This window comes from Ruegeria sp. O6 (assembly GCF_056535045.1).
Genome location: NZ_JBQERM010000001.1, coordinates 458,912 through 474,494, shown reverse-complemented (window position 1 = coordinate 474,494; position 15,583 = coordinate 458,912). Strand labels below are relative to the sequence as shown.

Annotated in this window: 16 protein-coding genes; 9 read left to right on the top strand and 7 right to left on the bottom strand. The window is 57.0% G+C overall.

Annotation, left to right across the window (positions count from 1 at the left end; genetic code table 11):
- Positions 1-4 precede the first annotated feature (4 nt).
- Both ACR0DY_RS02370 and ACR0DY_RS02365 read right to left on the bottom strand, forming a co-directional pair.
- Complete coding sequence (locus tag ACR0DY_RS02370) at positions 5-1,147, bottom strand: acyl-CoA dehydrogenase family protein (RefSeq protein ID WP_209596109.1); 1,143 nt, start codon at positions 1,145-1,147, stop codon at positions 5-7.
- A gap of 110 nt (positions 1,148-1,257) precedes the next feature.
- The gene (locus ACR0DY_RS02365) at positions 1,258-2,373 is read right to left on the bottom strand and encodes a carboxylate-amine ligase (RefSeq protein ID WP_480545614.1); all 1,116 of its coding nucleotides are present in this window, start codon (positions 2,371-2,373) and stop codon (positions 1,258-1,260) included.
- A 137-nt stretch (positions 2,374-2,510) separates the two neighbouring features.
- On the opposite strand from ACR0DY_RS02365, the gene ACR0DY_RS02360 reads away from it, so the two are divergent.
- Both ACR0DY_RS02360 and ACR0DY_RS02355 read left to right on the top strand, forming a co-directional pair.
- Entirely contained in the window at positions 2,511-3,362 is an 852-nt protein-coding gene (locus ACR0DY_RS02360; protein WP_480545613.1) for a class I SAM-dependent methyltransferase, read from the top strand.
- A 71-nt stretch (positions 3,363-3,433) separates the two neighbouring features.
- Positions 3,434-3,910, top strand: a complete 477-nt coding sequence (locus ACR0DY_RS02355) for a fasciclin domain-containing protein (protein ID WP_480485754.1) — start codon at positions 3,434-3,436, stop codon at positions 3,908-3,910.
- Positions 3,911-3,978: 68 nt separating this feature from the next.
- On the opposite strand, the gene ACR0DY_RS02350 is transcribed toward ACR0DY_RS02355, so the two are convergent.
- Both ACR0DY_RS02350 and ACR0DY_RS02345 read right to left on the bottom strand, forming a co-directional pair.
- Positions 3,979-4,524, bottom strand: a complete 546-nt coding sequence (locus ACR0DY_RS02350) for a L,D-transpeptidase (RefSeq protein WP_480486475.1) — start codon at positions 4,522-4,524, stop codon at positions 3,979-3,981.
- 239 nt (positions 4,525-4,763) lie between these two features.
- Positions 4,764-6,263 (bottom strand): CoA-acylating methylmalonate-semialdehyde dehydrogenase, encoded by a 1,500-nt coding sequence (locus ACR0DY_RS02345; protein ID WP_480481114.1) that lies wholly within the window; start codon positions 6,261-6,263, stop codon positions 4,764-4,766.
- A 125-nt stretch (positions 6,264-6,388) separates the two neighbouring features.
- Here ACR0DY_RS02345 and ACR0DY_RS02340 point away from each other — a divergent pair, with 125 nt between their 5' ends.
- From ACR0DY_RS02340 to coaD, 3 genes are all read left to right on the top strand, one after another.
- Complete coding sequence (locus ACR0DY_RS02340; protein ID WP_480481676.1) at positions 6,389-7,270, top strand: LysR family transcriptional regulator; 882 nt, start codon at positions 6,389-6,391, stop codon at positions 7,268-7,270.
- Positions 7,271-7,330: 60 nt separating this feature from the next.
- A complete protein-coding gene (locus tag ACR0DY_RS02335; RefSeq protein WP_267363439.1) occupies positions 7,331-7,768 on the top strand; it encodes a CBS domain-containing protein in 438 nt (145 codons plus the stop codon).
- 85 nt (positions 7,769-7,853) lie between these two features.
- Entirely contained in the window at positions 7,854-8,345 is a 492-nt protein-coding gene (gene coaD / locus ACR0DY_RS02330; RefSeq protein ID WP_209596116.1) for a pantetheine-phosphate adenylyltransferase, read from the top strand.
- On the opposite strand, the gene gap (ACR0DY_RS02325) is transcribed toward coaD, so the two are convergent.
- Together gap (ACR0DY_RS02325) and gap (ACR0DY_RS02320) are read right to left on the bottom strand one after the other, a co-directional pair.
- Positions 8,337-9,341, bottom strand: a complete 1,005-nt coding sequence (gene gap / locus ACR0DY_RS02325) for a type I glyceraldehyde-3-phosphate dehydrogenase (RefSeq protein ID WP_480481113.1) — start codon at positions 9,339-9,341, stop codon at positions 8,337-8,339. The genes coaD and gap (ACR0DY_RS02325) overlap by 9 nt on opposite strands.
- A 296-nt stretch (positions 9,342-9,637) precedes the next feature.
- Complete coding sequence (gene gap / locus ACR0DY_RS02320) at positions 9,638-10,639, bottom strand: type I glyceraldehyde-3-phosphate dehydrogenase (protein WP_267363431.1); 1,002 nt, start codon at positions 10,637-10,639, stop codon at positions 9,638-9,640.
- Between the two features lie 181 nt (positions 10,640-10,820).
- Here gap (ACR0DY_RS02320) and ACR0DY_RS02315 point away from each other — a divergent pair, with 181 nt between their 5' ends.
- Positions 10,821-11,780, top strand: a complete 960-nt coding sequence (locus ACR0DY_RS02315; protein WP_480537784.1) for a DUF808 domain-containing protein — start codon at positions 10,821-10,823, stop codon at positions 11,778-11,780.
- A gap of 57 nt (positions 11,781-11,837) precedes the next feature.
- Here ACR0DY_RS02315 and tkt read toward each other — a convergent pair whose 3' ends face one another.
- Positions 11,838-13,862: a transketolase gene (gene tkt, locus ACR0DY_RS02310; RefSeq protein WP_480485748.1), complete on the bottom strand. Its 2,025-nt coding sequence runs from the start codon at positions 13,860-13,862 to the stop codon at positions 11,838-11,840.
- A gap of 236 nt (positions 13,863-14,098) precedes the next feature.
- On the opposite strand from tkt, the gene ACR0DY_RS02305 reads away from it, so the two are divergent.
- Genes ACR0DY_RS02305 through ACR0DY_RS02295 form a run of 3 tightly spaced genes read left to right on the top strand, consistent with a single transcriptional unit; the run spans position 14,099 to position 15,581 of the window.
- The gene (locus tag ACR0DY_RS02305; protein ID WP_480481109.1) at positions 14,099-14,842 is read left to right on the top strand and encodes a hypothetical protein; all 744 of its coding nucleotides are present in this window, start codon (positions 14,099-14,101) and stop codon (positions 14,840-14,842) included.
- Complete coding sequence (locus ACR0DY_RS02300) at positions 14,842-15,237, top strand: cell division protein ZapA (RefSeq protein WP_480481107.1); 396 nt, start codon at positions 14,842-14,844, stop codon at positions 15,235-15,237. The genes ACR0DY_RS02305 and ACR0DY_RS02300 overlap by 1 nt, the downstream gene beginning before the upstream one ends.
- Positions 15,234-15,581 carry an MliC family protein gene (locus tag ACR0DY_RS02295; RefSeq protein WP_480481105.1) on the top strand — a complete coding sequence of 116 codons (348 nt, stop codon included), beginning with the start codon at positions 15,234-15,236 and terminating at the stop codon, positions 15,579-15,581. The genes ACR0DY_RS02300 and ACR0DY_RS02295 overlap by 4 nt, the downstream gene beginning before the upstream one ends.
- Positions 15,582-15,583: the final 2 nt, after the last annotated feature.

Below are 15,583 nucleotides of genomic sequence, written 5' to 3'. Positions count from 1 at the left end.
TGCCTCAGCGATTGGCAAGCAATTGGCGTGATACAATCACACGCATGATCTCGTTCGTGCCTTCCAATATCTGGTGCACACGAAGATCACGCACAAGCTTTTCGATGCCGTAATCCGCAAGATAGCCATAACCGCCATGCAATTGCAGGCACTGGTCCACAACTTTCGATCCAGTCTCGGTAACGAACTTCTTGGCCATGGCGCAGAACTTCGTGGCATCCGGCGCGCCCTGATCCAGCTTCCAGGCTGCCTGCCGAAGGAACGTACGCGCGGCCTGCAATTCGATCTCCATATCCGCTAGACGGAATTGAAGGGCCTGAAACTGGTCGATGGACTGGCCAAAAGCCTTGCGTTCGGACATGTATTGCAGCGTCATATCCAGCCCGGCCTGAGCGGCCCCAAGCGAGCAGGCAGAAATGTTAAGCCGTCCGCCATCCAACCCCATCATCGCATATTTGAATCCGTCACCTTCCGTGCCCACAAGGTTTCCGGCCGGTATCTTGCAATCGTCGAACTGAACTTGCGCGGTGGGTTGGCTTTTCCAGCCCATCTTCTGCTCGAGCGCGCCAAAGCTGAGGCCGGGCGTGCCGTCTTCAACGTAAACGGTCGAAATTCCTTTGGGCCCGTCCTGGCCGGTACGCACCATACAGACGTAAGCGTCGGAATATCCGCCGCCTGAAATGAAGGCCTTTGTTCCGTTCAGCGTATAGCCTTCGTTGGTCCGTTCGGCGCGTGTTTTCAGCGCTGCCGCATCCGATCCAGAACCGGGCTCGGTCAGGCAATAACTCAACACAGTTTTCAAGCTCAGAACATCGGGCATGATGCGCGCCTTGAGGTCATCGTCTGCAAAGTTGTCGAGCATCTTGGCGCACATATTATGGATCGACAGGAACGCCGCGACCGACGGGCAGGCCATCGATAGGGCCTCAAAAACCAGAGTTGCATCCAGACGGGTCAGGTTTGACCCACCGCTGGCCTCGGACACGTAAAGGGCGCCGAAGCCAAGCTCTCCGATTTGGGGCCATAAGGTTTTGGGGATCGTTCCATCAGCCTCCCATTGCCGGGCAAAAGGGGCGATATGTTCCTGACCAAAGGCATGTGCCATGTCGAAAATGGCTGTTTGTTCCTCGCTGAGTGCGAAATCCATGGCGCTCCCTCCCATCGGCAATGAATTGAACAGTTGTTTATTTCTGAATTCTTACAGAAATTTTGCAGGCTCAACAATGGCTCTGGGCAGGGGACTGTTGTCGCCAGTGTCTAAAGATCCGCGTGGAACTCTTCGATCAGGTGGCGCACGACGGCCTTGCCAGGATCTTCCCCGCGCGCGGAAGCCTCGGCATGAACGCGGCGCTGGCGTGTGGCCGAGGTGCCGTTTTCGGCGATCTGCCGCAGGCGGGCCAGTTCCGACATTGTGCCCAGTGCCTCGGCGTCTTCGGCCAGCAATCCCATCAGATCACCGATCAGGTCGGACATGGGTTTGATCGAGCGATCGCCGAAATCGATCAATCCTTCGCCCACACCATATCGCTGCGCGCGCCAGCGGTTTTCACCTATCAGAAAGCGATCATATTGCCGCCAGCGCAAGTTGCGATCTTTCAAGCGGCACAACATTCTGGTCAACGCCTGAACAAGGGCGGCCAGTGAAAGCGTGTGTTCCAACCTTGGCTGGACATCCATAATCCGCGTTTCAAGCGTTGGAAAGCGATGCGAGGGGCGCAGGTCCCACCAGATCTTAGTGGTATCTTCGATGACCCCAAGTTCAATCAAAATACCCGTGGTGCGCTCATATTCGCCCCAGCTTGCAAAGACCGGTGGCAGACCGGTACGTGGCAGATTGTCAAAGACGGTCAGACGGTACGACGACAGGCCCGTATCCTCGCCGTTCCAGAAAGGCGAGGACGTTGACAACGCCAGAAGATGCGGCAGGAAGTAAGACAATTGCGGCATCAGATCAGAACGCAAGGCTCGGTCTTCGACCCCGACATGAACATGCATGCCGCAGATCAACATCCGGCGGGCCACGCCCCCAAGCGCGTGTTGCAGCGCATCATAGCGTTCCTTTCGGGTGTGATGCTGATCCTTCCAGTTCGCAAAAGGGTGGCACGACACGGCTATTGGTGACAGGTTATAATCGGCAGCCCGTTCCGATACACAGGAGCGCAGGCGTTTCAGGTCCTCGCGCGCCGAAGCAACGGTTGCATGCGGGCGGGTGCCGACTTCTATCTGACATTGCAGGAATTCGGGGCTGACCTGTCCTTCGAAATCATTCTGACAGGCTTCCATCAGCGCTTCGGGAGCTTCGGACAATTGGAGGCTGTCGCGGTCTACAAGAAGGTATTCTTCTTCGATCCCGATCGTGAATTCCTGCTGCATGGCGGCCCTCGCGGTAGTTATTTTGATCAGTGAATACGGAAATTTTCTTTTTGCCAAGGGTTTGCCCGGCTTGTCCTTGCAGAGGAACGACTAGCAAAGGTATGGAATAACGCAGCAAAGACCACGGAGCCAGCGACTTGAAACCCAGAAAATTCCCGCAGATCAACGCCGCCCTGGATGAGCTGGGTGTGAAACTGGTCGACAAGGTCGCTGAACAGGATGAGCGCACACGCCTGGAAGCTTTTGAGGCTGCCGGAGGTCTGACGCGCCCCGTCTATGCTTTGTCGCCGGGAATGGATGGGTTTGATATTTCGCAACTGGTCAGTGAATACGCCGCGCATAAGCATGCGCTGGACGCGCTGAAGGATCCTGAGCGCAATCAGACCGGCTATCGTGCTGGAAACGGCTATTACGACAGCCCCGACGCGGATGCCTTGTATCTGATGATCCGACGCTTTCAACCCCGGCGGGTGATTGAGGTTGGATGCGGAAACTCGACCAGAGTAACCCGGCAGGCGGTCATCGATGGCGGGTTTGACACCAACATTACGGCAATTGATCCGTATCCCCGCGCTGACATCGCCCAAGTTGTTGATCGGTTCGAACAAAAACGGCTGGAGGACGCCGACCCGGCGCTGTTTTCAGAGCTGGAAGCCGGCGACATCCTGTTCATCGACTCCAGCCATGTTGTTCGGATGAGCAACGACGTCGCGCACTTGTTCTGCCGCATCATTCCGACACTGAAGCCCGGAGTGGTGATCCATGTGCACGATGTTTTTCTGCCCTACGAATACCCCAAGCGGTTCTTTTATGACTGTCCGGGTTGGGGCGAGCAGTACATGTTGCACGCTTTGCTGCAATCTGGCGCATATTCAATGCTTTGGCCGGGATATTACCTGCAACAGGATCGACCCGATGCCGTCGCCAATTTCCCCTTTTTGGCTGAAGGGCGCGCTCAAAGCATCTGGGTACAGCTAAAAGAAAAATGAATTCAGACTGATCCGGCGTGACGATAGCCCCGTACCCCTTTCCATAACAAGCTGGAGAGGAGAAGACAGCCATGTTTCGTCGTACTTTTATGGGTGCCGCCGCCGCATTTGCATTTGCCATGCCGGTCAAGGCGCAGGCTGCGGATATCGTTGATACCGCTGTAGCGGCCGGATCGTTCAACACGTTGGTTGCCGCAGTTCAAGCTGCAGGTTTGGTAGATACCCTGAAAGGAAAAGGTCCATTCACCGTCTTTGCCCCAACAGACGAAGCGTTTGCCGCTTTACCCGAAGGCACGGTGGAAACGTTGTTGTTGCCGGAGAACAAAGATCAACTCGTGTCAATCCTTACGTACCATGTTGTACCAGCCAAGGTGATGTCCGGCGACATAGCTGGCAAGCGCGCGAAGGTTCTGACTGTACAGGGTGATCGGCTGAGCGTGAATGCCAAAAACGGCGTCAAAGTGAATGACGCCAAGGTCATACAGGCGGATATCGAAGCCAGCAATGGCGTGATCCACGTGGTTGACGCTGTTATCCTGCCGGAATGATGCTCTGCTCCTCAAGAAATCAAAGCCCCGGCGTATGACCGGGGCTTTTGCTTTTCTAAGCTGGTAAATTAGACCAAACGAACCTGTGTGCCGACCTTAACCAGTGGATACAATTCTTCAACGTGTTGGTTATACAGGCCAATGCATCCTGACGAGCTCTGCCGACCGATCTTGCGCGTGTCGTGCGTGCCGTGGACGAGATAAGCAGGCCAGTCCAGATACATGGCGCGCGTTCCCAGCGGGTTGCCTGGATCGCCACCTTCCATCCGAATAGGCAGGTTGGGGTCACGCTCGCGCATCGAGGCGGTCGGTGTCCAGCTTGGAAATTCGGTCTTGCGTACAACTTTTGTGTAGCCGCGTTTTGTAAGCTCTTCGCTCATGGGCACAGAGCTGGGGTACAGCTTATAGGTGCCATCCGGCGCCCAATAGTGAACCGCGCGGCTGGTAATGTCGGCCAACAGGCAGCCAACGCCCAGCTCATCAAAGTGATCCTGCCAGTTTTGTTGCGCGAAGGATGATACATTGCGCCGTACCGGTAACTGTGTGCTGATCGCGTCTTCTGTCTCCGGAAACGCGTCCGTGCTTTGGGCCCGAACAAGGGCGGGGGTCGCCATCAGGGATGCAACGCCCAGCAGGGCGGAACGACGGGTTATTCGGGAGTGGGACAAGGGTGCCTCCGGTAAATTCACTGCTCAATGTGTATTTGGCGGCAAGATATTTCCATTGGTCGCAATTTTCCAGAGTGACGCACCTGAATTTCTTGTGAACGTGGGGAATTTGAACGCTGCTCGGCGGAAAAATGCAAAAACCCGGCCCTGAATAGGGCCGGGTTCCATAGTCATGCAGGCTGAAATCAGTCCATGGCTTTGAAGTTGAACTCGCCACCTTCCTTGATGCCCGACGGCCAGCGTGCGGTTACTGTTTTGGTGCGGGTGTAGAACTTGAAGCTGTCCGGGCCATGCTGGTTCAGATCGCCAAACATGGATTTTTTCCAACCACCAAAAGTGTGATAAGCCAGCGGAACGGGGATCGGAACGTTGATACCCACCATGCCGATATTGATCCGGCTGGCAAAATCGCGCGCTGTGTCACCGTCGCGGGTAAAGATCGCTGTGCCGTTTCCGTATTCGTGGTCCATCGCCAGACCGATCGCCTCTTCGTAGGAACCTGCACGGACAGTCGACAGAACCGGGCCAAAGATCTCCTGTTTGTAGATGTCCATGTCCGGAGTGACGTGGTCAAACAGGTGCGGGCCGACAAAGAAGCCGTCCTCATAACCTTGCAGGCTGAAATCACGGTTATCGACGACCAGCTTTGCGCCTTGCTCGACACCCGAATTGATCAGACCAAGGATACGCTCTTTCGCGGCGGCGGTTACTACAGGGCCCATGTCGACATCGTCACCAGCGGTGTAGGGGCCCACTTTCAGCTTTTCGACGCGCGGTATCAGCTTTTCGATCAGCTTGTCCGCGGTTTCTTCACCAACCGGAACCGCAACAGAGATTGCCATGCAGCGTTCGCCTGCTGCGCCAAACCCGGCACCGACCAGCGCGTCGGCGGCCTGATCCAGATCGGCGTCGGGCATGACGATCATGTGGTTCTTGGCACCACCAAAACACTGGGCGCGTTTGCCGTTTGCGGTGGCACGGCTGTAGATATACTGAGCGATCGGGGTAGACCCTACAAAGCTGACACCCTGAATGATCTCGCTGTCGAGGATCGTATCAACGGCCTCTTTGTCACCATTCACGACCTGGAACACACCCTTGGGCAGACCGGCTTCGATAAACAGTTCGGCCAGCATCAGCGGAACCGAGGGGTCGCGCTCGGACGGTTTCAGAACAACGGCGTTACCGCAGGCCAGTGCAGGACCGACATGCCACAGGGGCATCATCGCAGGGAAGTTAAAGGGCATGATCGAACCCACGACACCCAGCGGCTGGCGCATGGAATACATGTCGATGCCGGGGCCTGCACTGTCGGTAAACTCGCCTTTCAGCATCTGCGGTGCACCGATGCAGTATTCGATCACCTCCAGACCACGCTGCAAGTCGCCCTTGGCATCGGGAATGGTCTTGCCGTGCTCGCGGCTTAGTGCCTCGGCCAGTTTGTCCATGTCGCGGTTCATCAGGCCGACCATTGCCATCATGACACGTGCACGTTTCTGAGGGTTGGTTGCGCCCCATTCCGGCTGGGCAGCGGCTGCGGCCTCAATCGCCGCCGTGGTTTCCGCAGCACTTGCCATCGGGCACTTGTATTGAACCTCGCCCGTTGCCGGGTTGTAGACGTTGTCGAAACGACCGGATGTACCGGCGACCATTTCGCCGTTCAGGAAATGGGTCAGATCTTGCATCAATAACTCCTCCGATAGATTTGTGCGCACAATAGGCTTGCAGAAATCCCGCGAACAGAGGCAATGTCTCAAAAGAGTTTTGCAAAAATGCAAAAGGAAACGGTGTGACTCCAAACTGGGACGATATGCGGATCTTTCTGGCCGTGGCGCGCGAGGAAAGTCTTTCCTCCGCTGGTCGTATCCTGAAAATCGATCCCGCCACCGTGGGGCGACGTGTTGCGCGATTGGAAACGACGCTGGATTCTGCGTTGTTCACCAAGTCGCAGCAGGGCTATGTCCTGACACCGGCAGGGCAGCGCCTGTTGGAGCATGGGTTGCATGCAGAAGAGGCGATGCGCGCAGCGGCCGGAGCCGTGGCGGGATCCACGAAATCACTCAGCGGGCAAATCCGGATCGGCGCGCCAGATGGCAGCGCAAATTACCTGTTGCCCCAGGTCTGCGCCAGGATCAGTGATTCAAACCCGGAACTGGATATTCAGATTCTGGCTCTGCCGAGGGTGATCAACCTGTCCCGTCGCGAGGCCGATATGGCCGTGACTGTCAGCGCGCCAACCGCAGGGCAGCTTTTGGTCAAAAAAGTCAGTGATTACAAATTGCACATGGTCGCGACCGATGAATATCTGAAACGTCACGATCCAATCCACTCGGTCGCTGACCTCAAGGGGCACCGATTGATCGGTTACATTCCCGACATGATCTTTGACCGGGAACTGGATTACCTGAACGATATTGGGGTTGACCGTGTCGCGCTTGCATCGAACTCGGTCTCGGTGCAATTGCGGCAGGTCAGTTTGGGAACTGGCGTTTGCGTGGCACATGACTTTACGTTGCCTTTCCATCAGGGGCTTCGGAAAATCCTGACGGATCAAGTGAGTCTGACGCGCAGTTTCTATCTGGTCCGGCATGAAGGAGATCAGCGCAACGAACGGTTGAACCGCTTTGCCGATGCCCTGACGCGCGGTATTCGCGAGGAAGTGCTTCGATTGGAAGCAGATGCCGGTGCTTGACAGGTCGCCACAATCGCGCAACGCTTTGGAATAAGTGTTATTATTCCGGAGGAATTCTTCATGTTGGTACAGGCTATCCTGACGTCCAAAGCGACAGACGGCGTTGTAACGGTGGCGCCAATGGCGACGGTTTCAGAAGCCTCGAAGATTCTTGCGGAAAAGCGGATCGGGACGGTTGTTGTTTCTGACGATGGCGGAGAAACCGCGATTGGAATTCTGTCTGAACGCGACATCGTCCGCGAGCTTGCCGCCAGCGGTAGTGGCTGTCTCGACCAGCCTGTAAAATCCTACATGACGCAGGACCTGATCACGACGACGCGTCAGGCCTCGGTTCAGGATATCATGGCCCGCATGACAGAAGGGCGCTTTCGCCATATGCCGGTTGTCGAAGACGGTAAACTGATCGGCATCGTCACACTTGGTGACGTGGTAAAGGCCCAGCTGGCCGAACTGGCGATGGAAAAAGATGCCCTGGAAGGCATGATAATGGGGCACTAACAGCAAGGGGTGCCAAAGCAATCACTTGCACCTGCAGCAAAGTTGTGTTTGCTTGCGCAGAAATTTTATTGCGCAGGAGGGCGTGATGCGGGTTGGTTTGTATCCGGGAACCTTTGACCCTATCACCATAGGGCACATCGATATCATTCGCCGGGCGGCTGCATTGGTGGATAAACTTGTCATTGGCGTCGCCATCAACCGGGACAAAGGCCCGTTGTTCTCGCTGGAAGAGCGCGTCGCGATGATCGAGGCCGAATGCGCCGAACTGACCGAACAAACCGGCACTGAAATTATCGCTCATCCCTTCGAAAATCTATTGATCGATTGCGCAAGGGATGTCGGTGCGCAGATCATCGTCCGCGGTTTGCGCGCTGTCGCGGATTTCGAGTATGAATTCCAGATGGTTGGTATGAACCGCGCACTGGACGACTCGATCGAGACTGTTTTTTTGATGGCCGAGGCACGCCATCAGGCGATTGCTTCAAAACTGGTGAAAGAAATTGCCCGTTTGAACGGAGACGTGTCGAAATTCGTCACGCCCCGTGTCAATGCGGCACTGCGTGAGCGGTTAGGCTAGGGCGCCCATCGCGGCGGCCGTATCCAGCATCCGGTTCGAAAAGCCCCATTCGTTGTCATACCAGGCCAACACGCGAACCAGCGTACCGTCGGTGACTTTGGTTTCTGCCAGTGACACCGTCGAGCTGTGCGAGTCGTGGTTGAAATCGACCGAGACCAGAGGACGGCTTTCCGCCGCCAGAACACCGGGAATCTTTGCTGCGGCATCAATGAACAGTTGATTGACCTCATCTTCGGTCGTTGGGCGCGAAACCTCGGCAACCAGATCAACGACTGAAACATTCGGGGTTGGTACCCGGATGGCCTGACCCGTCAATTTGCCCTTGAGTTGCGGCAGTACCAGCCCCACAGCGGCGGCTGCACCGGTTGTGGTAGGGATCATCGACAGGGCTGCGGCGCGCGACAGGTAGGGGTCTTTTCCAACCGTGTCATGCACAGGCTGGCTGGCGGTGTAAGCGTGAACGGTGGTCATGTTGCCATGTTTGATACCAAGACCTGCGTCCAGAGCAGCGGCAACGGGAGAAAGACAATTCGTGGTGCAGGATGCGTTCGAAACGACCAGATCTTCGGCCGTCAACTCGCTGTCGTTGACGCCAAAGACGATGGTTTTCACAACGCCGTCACCCCGTGCAGGGGCTGAGATCAGAACTTTCCGTGAACCGTTTTTGAAGTGACGTTCAGCCGCTTCGCGCGTGCGGAAAACACCGGTGCATTCCAGAACAACGTCGATGTCAGACCAGGGCAGGTCTTCGGGATTACGCTCACTGCTCAGGCGGATCGGGCCGCGCCCCACATCCAGACCGGCGTCTGTAAGCGTGACAGGGGTGGGATAACGGCCATGAACGCTGTCAAATTCGAACAGATGCGCGTTCATGTCGGGCTTGCCCAAGTCGTTGATCGCAACGATCTCAACGTCTGTACGCCCGCTTTCCATCACCGCGCGCAGAACCCCGCGCCCGATCCGTCCAAATCCGTTGATCGCTAGTTTCAGGGTCATGGTTCGCTCCGTACAATATCTCAGCTTTATGAGTTAGCGCTAACAATTACAGATCAAGCGAAATGTCAAGAAAAACCTCTCTCATCGCCAAAAAGCGAGCCAGTCCAGAAAGTCGTACAGCTTCTTACCGAGGAACAACATGTGCTCGGTTCCATACAAGGCTACGTCCAGCATTATGCCCCCAAGCAACAGGACGCCAAGCCAGATAGCGATTTGATTGTTCATGTCGGTTCCGAACGAAAATGCCCGCCCAGATAACCTGAGCGGGCACCAACGTACAAGCGAAGTCCGAAGGGTCAGTTAAGGCGGCCCATGGCGACGGCTACGTCTGCCATGCGAACCGAGAAACCCCACTCGTTGTCATACCAGGCCAGCACGCGCACCATGCGATCATCGACGACACGGGTCTGATCGGGTGCGAAGATCGAGCTTTCTTCGGTGTGGTTGAAATCGGTTGATACCAGCGGTGCGGGCTCATATCCCAGAACGCGCTGCATCGGGCCCTTGGCTGCTTCTTCGACGATTGCGTTGATCTCGGCCACCGAGGTGTCACGCGACGCGCGGAAGGTCAGGTCAACCGCTGAAACGTTCGGGGTAGGGACCCGGATGGCAGACCCGTCCAGACGGCCTTTCAGGTTTGGCAGAACTTCACCCAAAGCTTTGGCAGCACCGGTTGAGGTCGGGATCATCGACATCGCGGCAGCGCGGGCGCGATAGAGGTCACTGTGACGACGGTCCAGCGTGGGCTGGTCGCCGGTATAGGCGTGAATGGTGGTCATGATACCGTGTTCAATGCCGACACCTTCGTCCAGCACCTTGGCCAGCGGGGCTAGGCAGTTGGTGGTGCAAGAGCCGTTCGACACCATGTTGTCGTTCGCGGTCAGGGTGTTGTGGTTCACACCAAAAACGATGGTTTTGTTCACGTTCTTGCCGGGAGCGGACAACAGCACCTTACCTGCACCGCGATCCAGATGTGTTTTGGCCTTGTTGCCGTCATTGAATTTACCGGTGCATTCCAGAACGACGTCACAGCCTTCCCAGTCCAGTTCATTCATATCGTAGGTGGAAAACATCTGCATCGGGCCACGGCCCAGATCCATTGTGTTGCCTTCGATCGAAACTTCGCGCGGGAACCGCCCGTGAACGCTGTCATATTTCAGCAGATGCGCAGAGGTTTCCAATGGGCCGGTTGCGTTGACTTTGATCACTTCGATGTCGTTACGCCCCGACGCGGCGATGTGCGACAGGGTGCAGCGGCCAATACGGCCAAAACCATTGATACCGACCTTGATGGTCATGTGACGTCTCCTGATGCGCTTGCGTTGAGGGCCATATAGCGGCGAAATGGGAATCTCAAAAGGGCAAAAACGGCATATTTTTAAGGTGTTAGCGCAAACCTGCGACGGTTGCGCTAACGCTTGCGCTAGCCGTTGGATCAGGTAGGGTCCAGATGCGGCAGTGATTGGGAAAGGAAACGCAATGAGTGGTCTTTTGGCCTTGTTGGACGATGTGGCCGGGATCGCCAAGGTTGCGGCGACATCGGTGGACGATGTCGTGGCCGCGGCGGGCAAGGCAGGGGCCAAGACGGCCGGTGTGATCATCGACGACGCTGCGGTAACACCAAAATACGTTCAAGGCTTTGCCCCGGCGCGCGAATTGCCGATCATCTGGCGTATCGCGCGCGGTTCGGTTTTCAACAAAATCATACTCCTGTTGCCGGTAGCCTTGCTGCTGGCCAATTTCGCCCCGTGGCTGATCACCCCACTGTTGATGCTGGGTGGATCATATTTGTGTTTTGAAGGTGCCGAGAAGATTTTTCACGTTCTGTTTCCTCATGGAAGTCACGTCATAGAGGAAGACATGAAAAACCGGGATCCGGGCCATCTGGAAGAGCAGAAGGTCAAGGGCGCGATCAAAACTGATTTTATCCTCTCAGCCGAGATTATGACCATTGCACTGGCGGCGATCGAAGCGCCAAACCTTTGGATGCAGGCCGCAACTTTGGCCGTTGTGGGGATTGGCGTGACTGTGGCGGTTTATGGCTCGGTGGCGTTGATCGTGAAGATGGATGATGTTGGGCTTTATCTGGCGAGTAACGCTCCAACGCCTGTTGGTCGTGGCTTGGGTCGCGGTCTGGTCAAGGCAATGCCGGCTGTGATGAAAACCTTGTCGGTCGTCGGAACTGCGGCGATGCTTTGGGTCGGTGGCTCGATTGTCATCCACGGTCTGGAAGTGCTTGGTTTTGGTTGGCTGCAGCATCAGATCTATGACTGGGCCAAAGCGATTGCGTATTCAGCGCCCGAGGACTGGGCCGCTGCGGTGAAATGGCTGGCCAAAGCGACAATGGACGGAGTTCTGGGCCTAGCCTGGGGACTGGTTTTGATCCCAATGGCCACCAAGGTGATCATGCCTTTGTTCGGCAAGTCCAAAGCGCACTGAAAAGAAACGGAAAAGGGCGGCTGAAGCCGCCCTTTGGTTGATTGTTCTGGTATAAGCTTACAGCCCCAACAATTCCTTGACCTTGGCCACGGTTGCTTCGGCGGAGATGCTGAAATGCTTGTATAGCTCACCGGCAGGGGCCGAGGCACCAAAGCTCGACATGCCGATGAACCCGGCTTTGGCTTCGCGGCCACGTTCACCCAGCAACCAACGATCCCAGCCGCCAGCACGAACCGCGGCTTCGATACCAACGCGGACCGGACCTGCCGGAAGGACGCGCTTGCGGTAGGCTTCGTCCTGCTCTGCGAACAGCTCCATGCAGGGCATCGAAACAACACGCGTGCCGATACCTTCGGCCTCGAGCGTCGCTTTGGCTTCCATGGCCAGCGACACTTCGGAACCTGTTGCAATCAGGATCGCCTGACGCTTACCTTCTGCCTCGGCCAGAACGTAAGCACCCTGAGCGGTCAGGTTCTTGGTCTTGTGCTCGGTACGAACCGTTGGAACACCCTGACGGGTCAGCGACAGGACCGAGGGGCTTTCCTTGAAGGTCAGCGCCAGTTCCCATGCCTCGGCCGTTTCAATGGTGTCAGCGGGGCGGAACACAAAAGTGTTGGGGGTTGCACGCGAGATCGCCAGATGTTCAACCGGCTGGTGGGTCGGGCCATCTTCGCCCAGACCGATCGAGTCATGGGTCATCACAAAGACGCTGGGGATCTTCATCAGCGCGGCCAGACGCATGGACGGGCGGGCATAATCTGTGAAGGCCATGAACGTGCCGCCATAGGGACGGATACCACCATGCAGCGCCATACCGTTCATCGCGGCCGCCATGCCGTGTTCACGGATACCGTAATGGATGTAGCGACCCTTGCGGTTTTCCGGTAGGAATACCCCCATATCGGCCGATTTGGTGTTGTTCGATCCGGTCAGGTCCGCCGAACCACCAACGGTTTCGGTCATGATCGGGTTCACAACGTTCAGGACCTTCTCCGACGACGAACGGGTGGCCAGTTTTGGCTGGTCTTCGGACATCTGCTTTTTGAAGGCACGAATGGCGCCAGCCAGTCGCTTGGGGGTCTCGAACGCATAGGCGCGGGTGAACTCAGCCTGCTTACGCTCGGACAGTTGTGCGAAACGCGCTTCCCATTCCGCACGCTCGGCAGCGCCACGCGCACCGATGGCTTCCCATGCGGATTTGACATTGGCAGGCACGTCAAACGCGTCATGCGTCCAGCCATAGGCCTTCTTGGCAGCCTTCAGCTGATCCGGATCGGTCAGCGCACCGTGCCCCTTTGACGTGTCCTGAGCCGCGTGGCCCAAAGCGATGTGGGTTTCGCACGCGATCATGGTCGGCTTGTTCGACTTCTTCGCCTGAACGATGGCCGCGTCGATGGCCTTGGGGTCATGACCGTCGATTTCGATCACATGCCAGCCCGACGCCGCAAAGCGGCGAACCTGATCGGTGCGGTCCGCGATGTCGACGGTGCCGTCGATGGTGATGTTGTTGTTGTCCCAGAAGACGATCAGCTTGCTCAGCTCGTGACGGCCGGCCAGCGTGATTGCCTCCTGGCTTACGCCTTCCATAAGGCAACCGTCGCCCGCGATGACATAGGTATAGTGGTCAACAACCTTCTTGCCATAATGTGCACGCTGGATTTCTTCGGCCATCGCAAAGCCCACGGCGTTCGAGATACCCTGACCCAGCGGGCCGGTCGTGGTCTCAACACCAGCGACCAGAAAGTTTTCGGGGTGGCCTGCGGTTTTTGCGCCCAACTGGCGGAAATTCTTGATCTCCTCCAGCGTCACATCTGCATATCCCGTAAGGTACAGCAGCGAATAGACCAGCATCGAACCATGGCCGGCGGACAGGATGAAGCGGTCGCGATCCGGCCAGTTCGGGGCCGAGGCGTCAAACTTCAGATGCTTTTCGAACAGGACGGTGGCGACATCAGCCATGCCCATGGGCATACCGGAATGTCCGGAGTTTGCAGCGGCGACGGCATCAAGGGTCAATGTGCGGATGGCCGCAGCTTTGTCCCAGTGTTCGGGGTTGGCATTGCGCAGCGCAGTCAGGTCCACGGGCGTTGTTCCTTTGGATAAAAAGCAGATTGCGGGCTCAATACCACTCAGCACTCAAAGTGCAAGCAGAACCGGGGTTTATCCGCTTGGATTGCTTGAAGTGCGCGGCCCAAGTGGTTGAAAGCAAACAGTGGGTATTTTCTGTCGCATTCCGTTAGACTGGCGGCAGGCGGGATTCGATTTTGATTCGGATCGCTTCGCGACAGAATGAACCTTGATAAAGAGGTGACAGGGGCATGAGCCAACTTGAGGAATTACAGCACCGCATTATTGCGGCGATGGACCGTATCGGAGCGGGCGTCGACGCATTGGGCGGTGCGACCGTAGATGCCCGGCCAGATGACGGCCTCCAGGCAGCGCTTGAAGATGAAAAAGTTGCGAACGCGCAGCTTCAGGAACGTCTGAGAACCCTGAAGGAACAGCACGAACAGGAAGTGGACGGGTTGCGTGCCGATCTTGAGGAGTTGCGAACCGCTCCGGCCGATACAGCCGAAACAGACGCTCTGCGATCCGAGCTGGAAGAAGCCCGTGCGAAAATCGCATCGGTCGAAGCCGCGCGCGCTGAATTGGCCGAAGCCAAGGCCGCATTGGACAATAGCACCGAGCTGGAGGCGCTGAAGGCGGAAAACAGCCGTCTAAAGGAAGAACTGTCAGACACTGTCCGCGTCGACGACCTGAGCGCCGAGCTTGAGATGCTGCGCGCTGAACGGACCAGCCACGGCGCTGCAATGTCGCGGCTGGACGACGATCTGCAACGGATGCGCAAGGCAAACGAGCAGTTGCGCACTGCGATAGACGAATTGCGCGCCGCCGCCGCCGAAGGTGTCGCAGATGCCGAGCTGCTGAACCGGGCCACCGTCGCGGAACTGGAAGCAACGCGCGCGGCACAGGCGTCAGACGCCGCCGAAGCGCAGGCCGTTCTTGCAAGGTTGGAACCTCTGCTGTCGCAGGCGAAACTTGTTGAAGGTGAGGTAGAGTAATGCCCGAAGTGACCATTCATATCGGCGGGCGCGGTTTTGACGTATCCTGCCGGGACGGGGAAGAGCCCTTTCTGCACGCTGCTGCCAAAGTGTTGGACGACGAGGCGCAGGTGTTGTCCGATCAGATCGGTCGTATGCCGGAATCCCGCATGTTGCTGATGGCCGGATTGATGCTGGCCGACAAGACTGCGGCGACAGAGGACAAGGTCAAATCGCTCGAAGGGAAACTGGCCGCAGCCGAAGCCGAGCTTCAGGCGCTGCGAAGCGCCCCGGCGCCCGAACCTGAGCGCATCGAAGTGGCCGTGGTTCCGCCATCCGTTACGGATACGCTGGCCGAACTGGCCGCACGGGCCGAAGCACTGGCCGCAGTAGTTGAGGAGAAAAAGGCACGATGAGGTTCCTGCGCAAATTCATCTGTGCGGCGGCGCTGGTTACGCCCGCGACAACAGCATTGGCTGAAATCGATATTCTGTCTGTCACTTTCACCTGCGAGAACGGAATACCGCTGCCTGTCACCTATTTCAACGCGCCGGACAGTACGGGTGCAGCGGCAACCTTGGTGGACAATTCTCTGGTTGTGATGCGTCAGGTCCAAAGCGGGTCTGGTATCCGCTACGAATCCATTGGTGATGGTGGAACCTACATCCTGCGCTCGAAAGGGTGGGACGCGTCCGTAAGCTATTTGGCGGCAGGCGCCGCCGTTGAGCAGGAGATCTACCGGGGTTGTTCCAGCCGTTAGGC

Bases quoted from the DNA above. Each gene is read 5' to 3' on its own strand.
- ACR0DY_RS02340 (WP_480481676.1), top strand. From the start codon at position 6,389: ATGCGGATCTTTCTGGCCGTGGCGCGCGAGGAAAGTCTTTCCTCCGCT.
- ACR0DY_RS02300 (WP_480481107.1), top strand. From the start codon at position 14,842: ATGCCCGAAGTGACCATTCATATCGGCGGGCGCGGTTTTGACGTATCC.
- ACR0DY_RS02370 (WP_209596109.1), bottom strand. From the start codon at position 1,147: ATGGATTTCGCACTCAGCGAGGAACAAACAGCCATTTTCGACATGGCA.
- ACR0DY_RS02355 (WP_480485754.1), top strand. From the start codon at position 3,434: ATGTTTCGTCGTACTTTTATGGGTGCCGCCGCCGCATTTGCATTTGCC.
- ACR0DY_RS02305 (WP_480481109.1), top strand. From the start codon at position 14,099: ATGAGCCAACTTGAGGAATTACAGCACCGCATTATTGCGGCGATGGAC.
- ACR0DY_RS02345 (WP_480481114.1), bottom strand. From the start codon at position 6,263: ATGCAAGATCTGACCCATTTCCTGAACGGCGAAATGGTCGCCGGTACA.
- gap (WP_480481113.1), bottom strand. From the start codon at position 9,341: ATGACCCTGAAACTAGCGATCAACGGATTTGGACGGATCGGGCGCGGG.
- ACR0DY_RS02335 (WP_267363439.1), top strand. From the start codon at position 7,331: ATGTTGGTACAGGCTATCCTGACGTCCAAAGCGACAGACGGCGTTGTA.
- coaD (WP_209596116.1), top strand. From the start codon at position 7,854: ATGCGGGTTGGTTTGTATCCGGGAACCTTTGACCCTATCACCATAGGG.
- ACR0DY_RS02365 (WP_480545614.1), bottom strand. From the start codon at position 2,373: ATGCAGCAGGAATTCACGATCGGGATCGAAGAAGAATACCTTCTTGTA.
- ACR0DY_RS02350 (WP_480486475.1), bottom strand. From the start codon at position 4,524: ATGGCGACCCCCGCCCTTGTTCGGGCCCAAAGCACGGACGCGTTTCCG.
- gap (WP_267363431.1), bottom strand. From the start codon at position 10,639: ATGACCATCAAGGTCGGTATCAATGGTTTTGGCCGTATTGGCCGCTGC.
- ACR0DY_RS02295 (WP_480481105.1), top strand. From the start codon at position 15,234: ATGAGGTTCCTGCGCAAATTCATCTGTGCGGCGGCGCTGGTTACGCCC.
- ACR0DY_RS02315 (WP_480537784.1), top strand. From the start codon at position 10,821: ATGAGTGGTCTTTTGGCCTTGTTGGACGATGTGGCCGGGATCGCCAAG.